This is a genomic window from Flavobacterium sp. GSP6, assembly GCF_003984855.1.
Taxonomy (GTDB): domain Bacteria; phylum Bacteroidota; class Bacteroidia; order Flavobacteriales; family Flavobacteriaceae; genus Flavobacterium.
The window spans coordinates 1-15,916 of sequence record NZ_RYDO01000013.1 but is presented as its reverse complement, the minus strand read 5'-3'; the positions used below and the strand labels follow the sequence as shown (position 1 = coordinate 15,916).

The following is a 15,916-nucleotide window of genomic DNA, read 5'->3' as shown; positions in this document are numbered from 1 at the left end:
TTAATTTTATTCATAAAATGTAGCTTGATGCAACGAACGGACACCTATTTAATATTTTTCAAATCCCTTTTTAAGAACTACAGCTTAACATAGAACACCCCACTTTATCTCTGGCCCAATCGGGTCTTTTGGCAAACCACTTTTGAAAATTTGGTTGTTCATCATACGGCTTTTTAAGCATTTCGAATAATTCGTTTAGCAACGAATAATCTCCTTTATCCGCGTCATCAATACACAATTGTGCCATATAATTCCGCAATACATATTTTGGGTTCACGGCATTCATTTGATTTTTTCTTTCTGTATCCAAAAGTATTTCTTCATTGATTCGAATGCTGTATTTCTCCAACCAATCGTACCAATCTTTCAACACCGTTTCATCCAAATCCTTTTCATTGTAAAAAGCGTCTTTTATTGAATCGAAAGCGGTAATTGCAAGATCAGCTTTAGTAACATCACTCAGATTTCTAAAGAAAATCGTCATATCTGTTTCTACCCGTTCCAGCAATTGGGTCAAACTCTGAATCAAAACAATATCGGATTCTTTTTTAATTTGGAAACCGAGTTTATTTCGCATCATATCCAAATACTCCTTTTCGTATTCCGTACTAAAAGCGTCCAAAATAGTTTCAAGTGGTTTGGCCTCATGAATTAAAGGATACAACGCATTCGCCAATTGATACAAATTCCAGAGTGCAATTTCAGGTTGATTGCCAAAACGGTATCTTTTATGTTGACTGTCCGTTGTATTAGGTGTCCAGCCGGAATTATAATCTTCCAACCAACCGTAAGGCCCATAATCAATCGTGATCCCGTGAATAGACATATTATCAGTATTCATAACGCCATGAACGAAACCAACGCGTTGCCAGTGTACAATCATTTTAAGTGTAGTTCGGGTTACTTCCTGAAAAAAGGCGAGATATTTTTCGATACCTTCTCCTTGAATGTGAGGAAAATGATGTTTGATCGTAAAATCAGCCAGTAATTTGAGATTAACATAATCTTCTCGAGAAGCAAACATTTCGAAACTACCAAAACGGGTAAATGACGGAGCCACTCTGCAAACGATAGCGCCTTTTTCATAGGCAGGATTTCCATTATACATTACATCGCGCAATACCTGATCACCAGAAAGCATAAGCGATAGCGAACGTGTTGTGGGAACACCTAAATAATGCATGGCTTCAGCGCATAAATGTTCCCGTATGGAAGAACGCAATACCGCAAAACCATCTGCAGTTCTGGAATATGGAGTTGGACCTGCTCCTTTTAGTTGTAAAGTATATATCTTATTTTCATGAATAACTTCGGTGAGATTGATGGCGCGACCATCTCCCAATTGTCCGGCCCAATTCCCAAATTGATGTCCGGCATAACACAAGGCAAAAGGATTTGTTTCCGGATAAACGGTGCTTCCTGAAAAAATGTCCAAAAAATCAGCTGAAAGTAGGTCTTCATCAGAAATGCCAATGGCATGAGCCACTTCATTAGAAGCATGAATTAGTGATGGGTTGGATGGTTTTTTGGGCAACACATACGAATATGCCGATTGCTGAACCTGTCTTGGTGTATTGATTTCAATGGGGTCAGCAGGCAATTCAGAAGTGAAATTATTTTTTATGTGGAGTTTCATTTGGCAACAGATTTATATAAACTAGGAATAATCCAGTCTAATACAAAGGTATTCGATAGCTAGGACATAATTGAACTGTTATGATAACTTTATTATATAACTAAAGTCATTTTATTTATAAAAAGGCAAACTCAAAAGATTCCATTTGCCTGGTAACAAATGCATTAAAAAATTGAGCTTTCGCTCCCGATTTTTTTATATCTTATTTTTGTCAATTCGTTCAAAAAAAGCATTTTTAAAAGTGGCACCAATTGGCAATTCCTTATTGTTGATAAAAACAGAAAAACTATCGGTTGCTTCAATTTGTTTTAAAGCAATAACATATGATTTATGAATCTGAACAAAATCATTTTGTGGCAATGATTCAATTACGTTTTTCAACGAAGAATGCGTGATGATTTTTTGAAAAGCAGTATGTATACATACATAATTCTGAAGACTTTCTGCATACAAAACGTCATTTAAAAATATTTTAGAAAATTTATTTTTACCATCCGTTTTAATAAAAGTAAATTCAAGTTCCTTGTTGCTATTAATCTCCCGTTTTGGAACAATATTCACTTTTGAAGCCGCTTGATAAAACCGCTCAAAAGAAATCGGTTTTAGTAAATAATCAATCGCATTTAGCTCAAAGCCTTCTAAAGCATAATCAGGATAAGCTGTTGTAAAAATGACTTTTATATCTTTAGAAATAATTTTGGAGATTTGCAATCCAGTTAATTGAGGCATTTGAATATCCAAAAAAATCACATCAACACTTTGAATATTCATAAACTCCAATGCTTTTAATGAGTCGTTAAAAACACCTATTTTTTCCAAAAAAGATATCTTTGTTATAAAATTTTCAAGAATACGAATCGCTGGTGGTTCATCATCAATAATGATACATTTAAATTTCATAAATTATTTTTTTAAAGGAATTTTCAAGTGTGTTTTAAAGGTATTATTTTTCGTTATTTTTTCAAGTATAAATTTATCTTTATAGGTGTATTCTAAGCGTTTTGTTAAATTCTCAAAACCAATTCCAGTTGAAGAATAATTTTCGCCTTCCACATTATGATTATAGGTTGAAACTTCAAGAAACCCGTCTTTTATTTTTATTACAATAAGTGCTTTTTCATCCACATTATTTAGTCTTCCATGTTTAAAAACATTTTCCGTAAAATGAATTAAAACAGACGATAGAATTTTTTCGGTTGAATAATTTCCTTCAATCAAAAAATCTAAACAAAGCTGATCTTCAAACCTTTTTTTCTGCAAATGAATGTAGTTTTGGATAAACTGAATTTCTTTCGAAAGTAATACTTCTTCTTTATCTGTTTCTGTAATGACATAACGAAGCAAATCCGAGAGCACTAAAATATCGGAAGCCATTTCGTCATCTTTCAAAATCAATTGGCTGTAGAATGAATTTAAAGTATTGAACAAAAAGTGCGGACTGACTTGTGATTTTAACAACTGAAATTCGGCCTTTTTATTCTCTAAAAGTAATTTCTGAATTTGCTGCTGTGTCTCTTGAAACTGCCAAAACAAATAACTCAAAGCACTTAAAATTACAGCTGGTAATCCAAAGAAAAAATTATCCCGAATATAAAACTTCATTCCTCTAGTTTTTTCAGCGTAATTATGAATTTCCGTAATTTCAAAAACAATAATTTCTTGCAAAAAATAACGTACTCCGGCAAAGATTACTAAGGAAATTGGGATACTTAATAAATACAGCATGATTTTCTTCTTATTTAAAAACCAATCGCAAAAAGTATAAAAATTAAAAAGATAAACGATGAAAATTGCCAGAACAAAACTCGCATTAAACAAAAAATAAAGTCTGTTGAAAATGAATTCCATTTTTCGATTATTCACTCCAATATCCCACAGATAAAAAGTTAGAAACAATCCTGAAAAAAGGATGATATGGTGATAAAACGGAATTCTTAGCTTCATAATTGGTACTTTATTGTTTCAAAAATACAACTATGCCTCTAAATGAAAACGATATTTATGTAAAACTGCCATTTTTAGGGATGAACTATCTAAAACAGCACATGAAATTATTTAGCAATCAATATTCAATATTCACATCTTGAAATTTGGTGTTCATCAAAAATTAAAAAATCACTATAAAAACTCCTATATATTTGTGCTAAATTTAAAACAAATCATCATGAAGAAAATCGCCTTTTTATTACTTTTTATTATTGTATTCAATCCTGTTTTTGGACAATCGAAAAAGAAACAAATTTTATTAATTGGAACTTTCCATTTTGAAAATCCAGGACTCGATATTGCTAAGGTAAATACGTTTAATGTGATGACACCTAAAAGTCAAAAAGAATTGGAAGGCATCACAGACAAAATTAAAAATTTTGGTCCAGACAAAATTTTCATAGAATGGAACTATGAAAAACAAGAGAAATTAGATATATTCTATTCGAAAAACGTAGACAGTTTATTGAGTAAAGATGCCGATGAAAGGGTACAATTGGCATTTAGATCAGCTAAAAAATTAGGTCATAAAAAATTATTTGCAATTGATTACAATCAAGCAGGTTTTCCGTATGATAGCTTAGTGAAAGGTATGCAAGAAGCCAATCAATTTGATTTGATTAAAAAAAACAAAGAAGCTATGGCAGATTATGAAAGATCTCAAAATCAAAAAATTGCTAAATATTCCTTAACCGAGCTACTCATAGATTTGAATACAAAAGAATCAAACACCAAAGATTTAAATTGGTATCTTGAAACAGCCAACAAAGCAGGAAAAAAAGACAATTTTGTAGGTGCATATTTAGTTTCAGAATGGTATAGAAGAAATCTTTATATCTATTCTTTAATTCAAAAAATAACTGAAAATAGAGACGAGAAAATAATGATATTGCTTGGAGCAAGTCATACAGCTATGCTGCGCGAGTTTATAAAATACGATTCAAACTTTGAAATTGTAGAGTTAAAAGATGTTTTAAAATAATTTAAAAAGTAGATTGCGAAAAAAAATCCTGTTTGCGTTGGCAAACAGGATTTTGAATATGTACTATTTTTATAATTAAGAAAGAGCCGCTTTTACTTGATCAGCTGCTTCTTGAAATTCAACAGCAGATAAAATTGGCATTCCTGAATTATCAATTAATTCTTTTGCAATAGCTGCATTTGTACCTTGTAAACGCACAATGATTGGTACTTTTATAGCATCACCCATGTTTTTGTAAGCATCAACAACTCCTTGGGCAACACGGTCACAACGAACGATACCACCAAAAATATTAATCAAAATTGCTTTTACATTAGGATCTTTCAATATAATACGGAATGCAGTTTCAACACGTTTTGCATCAGCTGTACCACCTACATCAAGGAAATTAGCAGGCTCAAAACCAGCATATTTAATAAGATCCATAGTTGCCATTGCTAATCCAGCTCCGTTAACCATACATCCTACAGTACCGTCAAGATCTACATAGTTCAAACCTACTTCTTTTGCTTCCACTTCGATTGGGTTTTCCTCACGAACGTCACGCATATCAGCATATTTCTTTTGTCTGTATAAAGCATTATCATCGATATTTACTTTAGCATCTACAGCCATAATTTTATTGTCAGATGTTTTCAAAACCGGATTGATTTCAAACATCGACGCATCAGAACCTATGTACGCATTGTACAAAGAATCGATGAATTTAACCATTTCTTTGAAAGCATTTCCAGAAAGACCTAAGTTAAAAGCAATTCTTCTGGCTTGAAAACCTTGCAGTCCAACAGAAGGATCCACTTCTTCGGTAAAAATTAAATGTGGGGTGTGCTCCGCAACTTCTTCAATATCCATTCCACCTTCAGTAGAATACATAATCATGTTACGACCTGTAGCTCTATTCAATAAAACAGAAACATAAAACTCAGAAGTTTCACTTTCACCAGGATAATAAACATCTTCAGCGATTAAAACTTTATGTACTTTCTTACCTTCCGCAGAAGTTTGAGGTGTAATCAATTGCATCCCGATGATTTGTTCTGCAATTTCTTCTACTTGTTGTAAGTTTTTTGCTAGTTTAACTCCACCACCTTTTCCGCGTCCACCTGCATGAACTTGGGCTTTTACAACATACCAACTTGTACCAGTTTCGGTAGTTAATTGTTTAGCAGCAGCAACCGCTTCTACTGGACTATTAGCAACGATTCCGCGTTGAATGCGAACCCCGTAACTAGCTAAAATCTCTTTTCCTTGATATTCGTGTATGTTCATAATATAGAATTTGTCTGGATTCTGAATTTATTCCAGAATAAAAGTGCCACAAAAATAGCAAAATTAAACGTAACTGTTATTTTTTTTTTGATTTAAATGGTGTCTAAATTTCAATAGTCCAAACGAAACTACAACTCCTTTCAAAATAAAAAAATATAAAGATTAACTCCAAATTTGTTATAAATTCAAAAGCAAAATGATCAGTAAAATATTTCTTTCAAAACTATCAATCCATCGGCTTCTATTTGGTTTTCTCGTTGTAGAAAAATCAAATCGAATGCGTTAAAATCCTATTATTATGTTTTATTTAACCTTTTTCTACTATAACTGTAAAAACAAGCCGTTTTTAACTTTTACACCTATTATATGTTACTAAATCTTTAATTTTGTATAAAAAATATTAAGCATGAAAGTTAAAGAACAAGGCCTTTATTTGCCCGAATTTGAACACGACAATTGCGGAGCAGGATTCATTTGTAATCTAAATGGAATCAAATCAAATGATATCATACACAAAGCATTGGATATTCTAATCAAATTAGAACATCGAGGTGCGGTGAGTTCAGATGGCAGAACGGGAGATGGAGCGGGAATATTATTTGATATCCCTCATGATTTTTTTAAGAAAGTTTGTGATTTTGAAATCCCCGAGACAAAACAATATGCCGTAGGAATGGTCTTTATGCCCAAAAGTAAAAACCAAGTTGTTTTTTGTAAAACGACTTTCGAAACTTCGATACGCGATCAAAATTTAGAAATATTAGGATGGAGAGACGTACCGGTTGATGCCACTAATTTAGGACGAATTGCCGGTGAGAAAGAACCAACCGTGAAACAAGTGTTTGTGGGTAAAAAAGGCTTAGACCTAACGGAACAACAATTTAATGCTAAATTATTTGCAGCGAGAAAAATTGCAGAACATGCGATCCAAAATTCAAGGATTTCAGAAAGCCACATGTTCTATTTTTCCAGTTGTTCCACCACCACAATCATCTATAAAGGATTATTGATGCCGGAAGACATCAGTAGGTATTATACGGATTTATTAGATGACGATTTGGTAACCCGATTAGCTTTGGTTCATCAACGTTTTTCTACCAACACATTCCCATCTTGGGAATTAGCGCAACCGTTCCGTTACATGTGCCACAATGGTGAGATCAATACACTACGTGGAAATATTAGTCGCATGCGTGCTCGTGAAGAATTGATGAAAAGTGATGTTTTTGGTGACGATATCAAAAAATTATTTCCAATCATTTTAGAAGGAAAATCAGATTCTGCTTCAATGGATATGGTAATTGAACTGTTATTGATGACAGGCCGCTCCTTGCCGGAAGCTATGATGATGGTTGTCCCTGAAGCGTGGGAAAAACACCAGACGATGTCCGCCGATAAAAAAGCTTTTTACGAATACAATGCTTGCATCATGGAACCTTGGGATGGCCCAGCCTCTATTCCTTTTACTGATGGTAATGTTATTGGTGCTTTGTTAGATAGAAATGGATTGCGTCCATCTCGTTATACATTGACTAAAAGTGGTTTCGTAATTATGTCTTCAGAAATTGGTGTTCTTGATATTAAACCCGAAGATGTAGTGCAACATGGTCGTTTAGAACCCGGAAAAATGTTTTTGGTTGACATGAACGAAGGTCGAATTATTGAAGATGACGAGATCAAAAATGCTATTGTTACCAAACGTCCTTATCAGCAATGGCTGGATGAAAATTTAGTACAATTATCTCAAATACCGTATACTCATAATCAAATTCCTGTAGAAAATATTGATTTTGAGACCAGACAAAGACTCTTTGGATATACACTAGAAGACTTAAAGACCATCATAAATCCTATGGGAATCCAAGGGGCAGAGGCATTAAGTTCTATGGGAAATGATACTCCTTTAGCGGTTTTGTCAGATCAGCCACAGCTTTTGTACAACTATTTCAAACAGTTATTTGCTCAGGTTACCAATCCACCATTAGATGGGATTCGCGAAGAAATCATTACTGATATTAGCCTGGCTATTGGGGGAGATTATAACATATTTGATATTGTTCCAAAACATTGTAAGAAACTAAAAATTCAAAATCCAGTAATCTCAAATGAGGATTTGGATAAAGTAAAAAATATTGATCATGCTGATTTCAAATCAGTAACAATTACAACTTTATACGACATCGAAAAAGGAGTAAATGGTTTAGAACGCGCTTTAGAAAGAGCAGTTCAAGCTACTTTCAAAGCCGTTTCTGAAGGCTGTAATATTGTAATCATTTCGGATAGAGGAGTAAGCGAAAAAATGGCTCCAATCCCAATGCTATTGGCTTGTTCCTATATTCATCATTCGATGAACATCCTGAAATCTCGTTCTAAGTTTGGAATCATCATTGAATCTGCAGAACCACGAGAGCCGCATCATTTTGCCTTATTATTTGGTTATGGTGCCAGTGCAATCAATCCTTATATGGTGAATGAAATTATTCACAACCAGGTAAATGAAGGTTTTATTACTGGTATTAAAGCAGATTATGCCATTAAAAACTATAATAAAGCGATTGCAAAAGGGATCCTGAAAATCATGAATAAAATTGGTATCTCTACGCTACATTCGTACAGAGCAGCACAGATATTTGAAATTTTGGGATTAAATAAAACATTCACTTCTAAATATTTTCCCTACACTCCTTCCAGAATTGAAGGAATTGGTCTAATGGAAATCGAAAAAGAAATCAAAAAAAGATACCAGAAAGCTTTTCCAAATTCGAAAGTGAGTAATTTACTGCCTCTGGAAATTGGCGGAATTTACAGATGGAGAAGATCAGGAGAAAAACACATGTTTAATCCAACAACGATTTCTAAATTACAACAAGCGGTACGTTTAAATAGTCCTGAAAGTTATAAGGAATACTCTGACATGGTTAATGACCAAAGTGAAAATCTAATGACAATTAGAGGTTTGTTTGAGTTCAATAATCTGGATCCTATTTCAATTGATGAAGTCGAACCTTGGACCGAAATTGTAAAAAAATTCAAAACTGGAGCCATGTCCTATGGTTCAATCAGTCAGGAAGCCCATGAAAATCTAGCAATTGCTATGAATAGAATTGGTGGAAAAAGCAACTCTGGAGAAGGTGGAGAAGATCCAAAACGATTCCAAAAAGACTTAAATGGAGATTCAAGAAATAGTGCTATCAAGCAAGTCGCTTCCGGAAGATTTGGAGTTTCTATTAATTATCTGACCAATGCCAAAGAGATTCAAATAAAAATGGCTCAAGGTGCAAAACCCGGAGAAGGTGGACAATTACCCGGCGAAAAAGTAGTGCCTTGGATTGCCGAAGTACGAAATTCTACGCCTTATGTTGGATTAATTTCGCCTCCACCCCACCATGACATTTACTCTATTGAAGATTTATCCCAATTAATTTTTGATCTAAAAAATGCCAATCGTGAAGCCAGAATTAATGTAAAATTAGTTTCAGAAGTGGGCGTTGGAACGATCGCTGCCGGTGTTGCCAAAGCAAAAGCCGATGTGATTTTGATTTCAGGATACGATGGAGGAACTGGAGCTGCACCATTAACTTCACTACAACACACCGGTATTCCATGGGAACTTGGCCTTGCCGAAGCGCAACAGACCTTAATCTTGAATGATTTAAGAAGCCGTGTCGTATTAGAATGTGACGGACAATTGAAAACAGGACGTGATGTAGCTATTGCAGCTTTACTTGGAGCTGAAGAATTTGGATTTGCGACTGCTCCTTTAGTCGCATCCGGTTGTATTATGATGAGAGCCTGTCACTTGAACACCTGCCCCGTAGGTATTGCGACACAAGATCCAGAACTGAGAAAAAATTTCAAAGGAACACCGGAACATATTATTAACTTTATGTATTTTATTGCTGAGGAGTTAAGAGAAATCATGGCGCAACTTGGATACAGAACCTTAAAGGAAATGGTGGGACAATCTCAGAAATTAAATGTCAATAAAGCCATCAAGCATTATAAAGCCAGCGGATTAGATTTATCGGCTATTTTGTATAAACCTGAAAAAGCAAAAGAGGTTCCAAACCACAATACTACAACACAAGATCACGCACTAGAACACGTGCTTGACTTTGACATCATAAAAGCCGCTATTCCATCCATTTACAGGAAAGAGAAAACGAGAGTTACATTTGATATTAAAAATACAGATCGTTCCGTTGGAGCTATATTGAGTAATGAAATTTCAAAAATATATGGTGCACAAGGATTACCAGATGATACCATATTGGTAGATTTCACAGGTTCAGCAGGTCAAAGTTTTGGTGCTTTTGCAACTAATGGCTTGTCCTTTAAAATACATGGAAACTGTAATGATTATTTAGGAAAAGGACTTTCTGGTGCAAAATTAATTATTAAAGTTCCTCCTACTGCTACTTTTAAACCAGAAGAAAACATCATTATTGGTAATGTAGCACTGTATGGCGCTATTAGTGGCGAAGCCTATATTAACGGTATGGCGGGAGAACGTTTTTGTGTTCGAAACTCGGGAGCAACAGCTGTTGTTGAAGGAATTGGAGATCATGGATGTGAGTATATGACAGGTGGAACAGTGGTGATCCTTGGCAAAACAGGAAGAAATTTTGCAGCAGGAATGAGCGGTGGCATTGCGTATGTTTTTGATCCAAATAGAAAATTTGACGCTACTCTTTGTAATATGGAAATGGTCGCTTTTGAAACATTAGAAGATGATGACTTTACTAAACTGAGACGTTTAATAAAAAATCATTCATTATACACCAATAGTCCACTTGCAAAAAGAATTTTAGAAGATTGGGAAAACCAACGTAACCATTTTGTCAAAGTGATGCCTACTGATTACAAAAAGGCATTAGAAAGATTAGCCGAAGAAAAACAAATTGAAGAACTACTAGCACTATAGTTATGGGAAAGATAGGAGGATTTAAAGAATATACTAGAACGGATGAAAGCACTATACTAGTTAAAGAGCGTGTATCAAATTACAATGAGTTTACAATTCAGTTAGAAAAAGATAAAATTAAAGAACAAGGATCCAGGTGTATGGATTGTGGGATTCCATTTTGTCACAGCGCCTGTCCGTTGGGAAATTTAATTCCTGATTTTAACGATATGGTGCATCAGGAAGAATGGGAAAGTGCCTTGAAAATATTACAATCAACCAATAATTTTCCTGAATTTACGGGTCGTTTATGCCCCGCTCCATGTGAAAAGTCATGTGTTTTAGGAATTATAAGTGAGCCAGTAGCAATTGAAAATATTGAAAAAAATATTATCGAAAGAGGTTTTGCTGAAGGTTGGATCAAACCACAACCTCCAGAAGTTAGAACAGGAAAAACAGTCGCCGTTATTGGCTCCGGTCCTGCTGGATTAGCAGCAGCACAACAGTTAAATCGTGCAGGACACACCGTTACCGTTTTTGAAAGAGACAACGCCATTGGTGGATTACTACGTTACGGAATTCCAAATTTCAAATTAGAAAAAGGAATTATCGACAGACGTGTTACTGTTTTAGAAGCTGAAGGAATCACTTTTAAAACGAATATAAATGTTGGCGTAAACTATAGTGTTGAAGAATTGAATGCTTTTGATTCAATCGTATTATGCGGTGGCGCCACAGAAAGAAGAAGTTTACCTACCAAAGGAATAGAAAGTCAAGGAGTGGTGCAGGCAATGACTTTCTTGACACAACAAACTAAATCACTATATGGTGAAGTAATTCCAGGTCAAATAATGGCTACCGGTAAGGATGTGATCGTTATAGGTGGCGGAGATACTGGTTCTGATTGTGTGGGAACATCAAACAGACACGGAGCTAAATCAGTGACTAATTTTGAGATTTTACCTAAACCACCCGTTGGAAGAAGTGAAACTACCCCTTGGCCGTTTTGGCCATTGCAATTAAAAACGTCCTCTTCACATGAAGAAGGGTGTAATAGAAACTGGTTGATCAATACCAAAGAATTCATTTCTAATGAAAGCGGCCAACTTGTAGGTTTAAAAACCGTTGAAGTGGCTTGGGAAATGACACCGGGACAAAGACCTGAATTGATAGAAAAAGAAGGTTCAGAAAAAATTTGGCCATGTGATTTAGCTTTATTGGCACTGGGATTTACGGGTCCTGAAAAAACATTAAGTGATCAATTAGGATTAGAAACTGATATGAGAAGCAATTATAAAGCAACAAATTATCAAACGAATGTTCCTCATATATTTACTGCAGGTGACATGCGAAGAGGACAATCTTTAATTGTATGGGCAATATCTGAAGGTCGAGAGGCAGCCAGAGAAGTTGATAAATACTTGATGGGGTATACCAATTTACCTACCAAAGGAAATGGTGATTTACCCAACTTATAATTCTTGCTACCATTTTGTAACCCTTGACAGAAAAATTTGTCAAGGGTTATTTTTTTTTAAATCAACAATAGATGTTCAAATTATAACTTTTTGTTGTAATTTGTTAGAATTCAGTTATTAGCTTGTAGGACTAAATAAAGAGTAATAAATTTGCTGAAAATTAATAACCATGCAATCAAAAGACTTACTACAATTAGCAGAACAATTTGGCAGTCCAATATACGTTTATGATGCCGAAAAAATACAATCTCAATACAATAGATTAACTAAAGCTTTTTCTAAAGTAGATACGTTACGCATCAATTATGCCATGAAAGCATTGTCAAATGTTGCAATACTCCAATTATTAAAGGATATGGGAGCTGGTCTAGATACCGTTTCTATTCAAGAAGTACTATTAGGCCTTCATGCCGGTTATGCACCCGAAAAAATATTTTATACTCCAAACGGAGTTTCTCTCGAAGAAATTGAAGAAGTAAACGCGATGGGAGTTCAAATAAATATTGATAATTTATCAATATTAGAACAATTTGGGACTAAACATCCTAACGTACCTGTTTGCATTCGAATCAATCCACACGTAATGGCTGGTGGAAATACGAATATTTCTGTAGGACATATCGATAGTAAATTTGGAATCTCGATTCATCAATTGCCACACCTTGTTCGTATTGTAGAAAACACCAAAATGAATATTGTAGGCATTCACATGCACACTGGTTCTGATATTTTAGACATCGAAGTCTTTTTATATGCTGCCGAAATATTATTTGATGCGGCTAAAAACTTCAAAAATCTTGAATTCCTAGACTTTGGAAGTGGATTTAAAGTGCCATATAAAAAAGACGATATCGAAACGGACATCGAAGAATTAGGCAAAAAACTATCCAAAAGATTCAATGCGTTTTGTACTGAATATGGAAAAGAATTAACCTTGATATTTGAGCCCGGCAAATTTTTAGTTAGCGAGGCTGGCTTCTTTTTAGCTAAAGTTAATGTAGTAAAACAAACCACTTCGACTGTTTTTGCTGGAATAGACAGTGGTTTTAATCACCTTATCAGACCAATGTTGTACGGATCGCAACATCATATCGAAAACATCTCTAACCCCAAAGGAAAAGAACGTTTTTACTCCGTAGTAGGATACATTTGTGAAACGGATACTTTTGCAAACAACAGAAGGATTTCAGAAATCAAAGAAGGGGATATTTTATGTTTTAGAAACGCCGGAGCCTACTGCTTCTCAATGGCATCAAATTACAACTCCAGATACAAGCCAGCAGAGGTTTTATGGCTAAATGGGGAAGGCCATTTAATCCGTGCCCGCGAGAGTTTTGAAGATTTACTTAAAAACCAGATTCCGTTACCCATAGCAGCGACAGTCTAAAACAGGAATCCCATTTGTCCATGCAAATGGGATTTTTTTATTATTAACCCATAGCAATTTGAAACCTGTTTCATTCCAAAAAAAATAATCAATCCTTAACATACTGCGTGAAGTAGTTTCTTTACATTTGGAATTCTTACAAAAAAAAGAAACAATGAATAGACGGAAATTTTTCAAGAATGGTTCTTTATTTGCAATTGGCGCAACTGTACTAAATCCTTTTGAAGGCAATGCACAAAATAAATTTTAGCCTAAACAAGACTCTGAAAATCCTGTAAAATAAAAAACGCCCGTCTTTATCGTAAAGACGGGCGTTTTATTATTAAACTCGACTTAGGTTTATTTATCGTCATCTAAAAGTGTGTCTAACACTTCAGACTCCGTACCATTTGGAAAAGGAATTTTTAGCATTTGTGAAAGTGTAGGAGCAATTTGCGTAATATACTTTTTAGCATGCAACTCCCCTTTAGGAACTTTCCAACCATAAAAAAGCAACGGTACATGAGTATCATAGCTATTAAGTGTTCCGTGCGTAGTTCCGGTAGCTTGATACTGCATGTAACCCGCCTTATCTAACACCACAATTTCACCATTTTGTCTCGGATCATATCCCTTAGAAATAAAACTCAAAAAATAATCATCTCCGGAAGAAGCTAAAATTTCTTCCTCAGTATACACTCTTTTAACTTGCTCCTGTGTCATCAAAAACGTCTTAAAACTTTGTTTTACAACATTCATATCCAATCCTTTATTCTTAATAATTTCTGTATTAAAAAACAGATTAAAATTAGAATAATCCAAAACTAAATCAGCACCGAAACTTTCGTTAGAAAACTTTTTCAATGCTGCAACAATATCTTTAGAAGGTATATTTTTTACATTGTATTTATTATCTTTTAAATAATTTGGATTTTCGGCGCCTGCATGATCAGCAGTCAAAAAAAGCAAATAATTGTCTTTTCCAACCGTTTTATCTAAGTAGGTTAAAAACTGAGCAATAGTCTCATCTAAACGTAAATAAGTATCTTGCAACTCCATAGAACGAGGCCCAAAAGTGTGACCAACATAATCAGTAGAAGAGAAACTAACAGTCAAAAAATCTGTTATATCATCTTTTCCGAGGGATTCATTTTCTATAGCTTTCATCGCCAAGTCAGCTAAAATATCATTGCCAAAAGGAGTAGAACGTAAAATATCAGCCCCTTTTTCTTTATAAATTTCTTTCAAATCATAAGGAAAAACAGGTCTTTTAGTTTTATCCAATTTTCCTTCATATGGATTATCATCTGCAAGACTTTCATTATAAGTAGCAACCGGCTTAAATAAATCCCAGCCTCTATTGATATAATTCATATATCGTTTTTCTTCATTGAATTCTGTAACCCAATCCGGTAATGCTAAACCATAAAAAGTACTTGAAATAAAGGCTCCTGTTTTACTGTACCAAAAAGCCCAATTGGCAAAGTGACCTGCTGGTAAAATGGCACCACGATCTTTGATACTCAACCCGATTACTTTGCCTTCAAAATTTGTTGCCATTCTTAATTCATCAGTGATAGTAGTGCTTAAAAGGTTTTTTGGAGACATAGCCCCCTCATTTTCTAAACCATCCCCAACTGTTTTCACAGAGGCATCGTCAGTGCAATACAAATCCTTTCCTGTCGCTTTATTAAACCAATCATTCCCTACAATGCCATGAGTAGATGGTGTAGCTCCAGTAAAAATACTGGCATGACCAGGGGCAGTATAGGTGGGTACAAAATTATAATGCATGTTATGAAAAGTGTACCCCTTATCCATTAATCTTTTAAATCCATTTGATGAAAAATCATCCGAAAAACGATATAAATATTCCATTTTCATTTGATCCACAACGATACCAACTACTAATTTGGGTCTTTGTTGCGCTTGCAAATTTGACATAAGAATAAAGACACAAAACAAAAATATTTTTTTCATAATAAAAATTTTAATGTTACAAAAGTACATTTTTGATTTCGAAAAAACTTAACTATGGAAAATCTACAGATAAATTTAACGGTAACATAACCATTACAATCCTAGTAGCATGAAAACAAGTCAATAAAATTCTCAAACTATTAAAAAACTAATTTAATTAAAAAAATCTCGTTAAAAAAACTGCACCATAATAATAGAAATGGACATTAACAAAGAAAGGCGACGAACCGAGCCCGCATGGCGAACACGTGGTATCTATAAACAAAAGAACCCCAGTCTTTTCAGACTGGGGTTCAAATAAAGAAAGGCGACGACA

The 15,916-nt window shown here is 34.5% G+C and carries 9 protein-coding genes; 4 read left to right on the top strand and 5 right to left on the bottom strand.

The annotated features are described in order from the left end of the window. Nucleotides 1-70: 70 nt before the first annotated feature. The 3 genes from EKM03_RS12325 to EKM03_RS12315 all read right to left on the bottom strand — a co-directional run bounded on the left by EKM03_RS12325 (nt 71) and on the right by EKM03_RS12315 (nt 3,580). A complete protein-coding gene (locus EKM03_RS12325; protein ID WP_126740502.1) occupies nt 71-1,636 on the bottom strand; it encodes a YdiU family protein in 1,566 nt (521 codons plus the stop codon). Nucleotides 1,637-1,831: 195 nt separating this feature from the next. Continuing rightward, a complete protein-coding gene (locus EKM03_RS12320; protein ID WP_126740501.1) occupies nt 1,832-2,536 on the bottom strand; it encodes a LytTR family DNA-binding domain-containing protein in 705 nt (234 codons plus the stop codon). A gap of 3 nt (nt 2,537-2,539) precedes the next feature. Then, nucleotides 2,540-3,580 (bottom strand): sensor histidine kinase, encoded by a 1,041-nt coding sequence (locus EKM03_RS12315; RefSeq protein WP_126740500.1) that lies wholly within the window; start codon nt 3,578-3,580, stop codon nt 2,540-2,542. A gap of 220 nt (nt 3,581-3,800) precedes the next feature. On the opposite strand from EKM03_RS12315, the gene EKM03_RS12310 reads away from it, so the two are divergent. Next, nucleotides 3,801-4,604, top strand: coding sequence for a DUF5694 domain-containing protein (locus EKM03_RS12310; RefSeq protein ID WP_126740499.1), 804 nt, complete (start codon nt 3,801-3,803; stop codon nt 4,602-4,604). Nucleotides 4,605-4,679: 75 nt separating this feature from the next. Here the strand turns inward: EKM03_RS12310 and sucC are convergent, their stop codons facing one another. Next, nucleotides 4,680-5,873 carry an ADP-forming succinate--CoA ligase subunit beta gene (sucC, locus tag EKM03_RS12305; RefSeq protein ID WP_126460171.1) on the bottom strand — a complete coding sequence of 398 codons (1,194 nt, stop codon included), beginning with the start codon at nt 5,871-5,873 and terminating at the stop codon, nt 4,680-4,682. 406 nt (nt 5,874-6,279) lie between these two features. On the opposite strand from sucC, the gene gltB reads away from it, so the two are divergent. The 3 genes from gltB (at nt 6,280) to lysA (ending at nt 13,641) form a co-directional block, all read left to right on the top strand. After that, nucleotides 6,280-10,797, top strand: a complete 4,518-nt coding sequence (gene gltB, locus EKM03_RS12300; protein ID WP_126740498.1) for a glutamate synthase large subunit — start codon at nt 6,280-6,282, stop codon at nt 10,795-10,797. 2 nt (nt 10,798-10,799) lie between these two features. Beyond that, nucleotides 10,800-12,254 carry a glutamate synthase subunit beta gene (locus tag EKM03_RS12295; RefSeq protein WP_126740497.1) on the top strand — a complete coding sequence of 485 codons (1,455 nt, stop codon included), beginning with the start codon at nt 10,800-10,802 and terminating at the stop codon, nt 12,252-12,254. Between the two features lie 169 nt (nt 12,255-12,423). Next, the gene (gene lysA / locus EKM03_RS12290) at nt 12,424-13,641 is read left to right on the top strand and encodes a diaminopimelate decarboxylase (RefSeq protein ID WP_126460160.1); all 1,218 of its coding nucleotides are present in this window, start codon (nt 12,424-12,426) and stop codon (nt 13,639-13,641) included. Nucleotides 13,642-13,980: 339 nt separating this feature from the next. Here the strand turns inward: lysA and pafA are convergent, their stop codons facing one another. Then, on the bottom strand, nt 13,981-15,600 hold the full coding sequence (gene pafA / locus EKM03_RS12285) for an alkaline phosphatase PafA (RefSeq protein WP_126460157.1): 1,620 nt from the start codon (nt 15,598-15,600) through the stop codon (nt 13,981-13,983). Nucleotides 15,601-15,916: the final 316 nt, after the last annotated feature.

Coding starts and splice junctions, on each gene's coding strand:
- EKM03_RS12325 (WP_126740502.1), bottom strand. CDS start 1,636: ATGAAACTCCACATAAAAAATAATTTCACTTCTGAATTGCCTGCTGAC.
- EKM03_RS12320 (WP_126740501.1), bottom strand. CDS start 2,536: ATGAAATTTAAATGTATCATTATTGATGATGAACCACCAGCGATTCGT.
- EKM03_RS12315 (WP_126740500.1), bottom strand. CDS start 3,580: ATGAAGCTAAGAATTCCGTTTTATCACCATATCATCCTTTTTTCAGGA.
- EKM03_RS12310 (WP_126740499.1), top strand. CDS start 3,801: ATGAAGAAAATCGCCTTTTTATTACTTTTTATTATTGTATTCAATCCT.
- sucC (WP_126460171.1), bottom strand. CDS start 5,873: ATGAACATACACGAATATCAAGGAAAAGAGATTTTAGCTAGTTACGGG.
- gltB (WP_126740498.1), top strand. CDS start 6,280: ATGAAAGTTAAAGAACAAGGCCTTTATTTGCCCGAATTTGAACACGAC.
- EKM03_RS12295 (WP_126740497.1), top strand. CDS start 10,800: ATGGGAAAGATAGGAGGATTTAAAGAATATACTAGAACGGATGAAAGC.
- lysA (WP_126460160.1), top strand. CDS start 12,424: ATGCAATCAAAAGACTTACTACAATTAGCAGAACAATTTGGCAGTCCA.
- pafA (WP_126460157.1), bottom strand. CDS start 15,600: ATGAAAAAAATATTTTTGTTTTGTGTCTTTATTCTTATGTCAAATTTG.